This window comes from Mesorhizobium sp. M5C.F.Cr.IN.023.01.1.1 (assembly GCF_003997585.1).
GTDB lineage: Bacteria > Pseudomonadota > Alphaproteobacteria > Rhizobiales > Rhizobiaceae > Mesorhizobium > Mesorhizobium wenxiniae.
This window is the reverse complement of sequence record NZ_RZSU01000242.1, coordinates 1-1,040: the sequence shown is the minus strand read 5'-3', so window position 1 is coordinate 1,040 and position 1,040 is coordinate 1. Positions and strand designations below refer to the sequence as shown.

At 65.2% G+C, this 1,040-nt stretch carries 3 protein-coding genes and 1 pseudogene; 2 read left to right on the top strand and 2 right to left on the bottom strand.

Annotated features, from left to right (window positions below):
* Window positions 1-195, top strand: a 195-nt coding sequence (locus tag EOA78_RS35575) for a single-stranded DNA-binding protein (RefSeq protein WP_164784122.1), incomplete at its 5' end; no start/stop codon positions are given.
* Between the two features lie 80 nt (window positions 196-275).
* The gene (locus EOA78_RS35570; RefSeq protein WP_127320368.1) at window positions 276-470 is read left to right on the top strand and encodes a hypothetical protein; all 195 of its coding nucleotides are present in this window, start codon (window positions 276-278) and stop codon (window positions 468-470) included.
* Window positions 471-513: 43 nt separating this feature from the next.
* On the opposite strand, the gene EOA78_RS35565 is transcribed toward EOA78_RS35570, so the two are convergent.
* Both EOA78_RS35565 and EOA78_RS37660 read right to left on the bottom strand, forming a co-directional pair.
* Window positions 514-777, bottom strand: coding sequence for a WGR domain-containing protein (locus EOA78_RS35565; RefSeq protein ID WP_127320370.1), 264 nt, complete (start codon window positions 775-777; stop codon window positions 514-516).
* Between the two features lie 86 nt (window positions 778-863).
* Window positions 864-1,040: pseudogene (locus EOA78_RS37660) on the bottom strand (thermonuclease family protein); the annotation flags it as partial.

Sequence of the window (1,040 nt, the reverse complement as noted above, 5' to 3'; positions counted from 1 at the left end):
GTGCAGAAGCACTGCGTGAAGGGCATGAAGGTCGCGGTCCGCGGGCGCATCCACTACACGCAGTGGACCGACAGCGAGGGCGTCGAGCGCTACGGCTCGGAGATCATCGCCGACGGGGTCGAGTTCCTCGCCTGGCCGAAGCAGCGCGACAGCGCCGGCAGCCACACCGAGGACACCGACGAGATCCCATTCTAGGCTGGACCGCACGGCCCCGCCGCGAGGTGGGGCCGCTTCCTCCATCGCAACGGCCATCGACGTCAGAAAGGATGCGGCCCATGACCACACGCACCGACACCTCCTCCAGCGCGTACCACCCGGACGACATCGCAGTCTGGCCCGACGGAACCTGGGCCTTTGTCGGCGAACTCGCCGAAGGAGGCTATGGACACAAATCCGACGACTACGAGATCGTGCCTCTGGAAGACGTCGACCGGCTGCGCGAGCTTGGCATCGCCGACGAACTGTCCTGAGGGAAGAAATGTACCGGCTGGGGCCTGCCCTCCCGCCCGGCAATCATCCCCGGCCAGTCGATCTGGCATCCCGATAGCCACGACCTCTCTTTCTCCGTTCGAGACGCTCACACGCACCATCGGCCTCGTCCGGCACGTCGAAGGTCTGCATCATCGACTGGCCGTTCGTTCCGATCCGGCCCCAGTTGCGGATGACCGAAGCCCCGCCGAACAGGGTGGGCTGGACCGAGAGCACATAGAAGCGCTGCATGTTCCGCGTCGGGTCGATGCGGCGAAGATGAACGGGTCCGGTTTCCTTGCTCGACATGGCGCCCAAGTCTCGCTTCCTTCGGAAGCGCCGTCCAACGACTTTCCTGAATCGATCCCGGCCGACCGATTCACGCTGCTGATGCGTCAGTCGCACCAGCCCCGCCGTGCGCCGTCCCATCGGCGGGCAAGGCCCTCGGTGATCAACATCTCGCCGATCGAATGCCCGTTCCTGGTGACGGTCCTGAGCTTGCGCCCATGTCGATCCTCGTCGCGCCAACCGGCCACCAGTGAGAACTTTCCTGCGTTCAGCAAGTCCCGCAG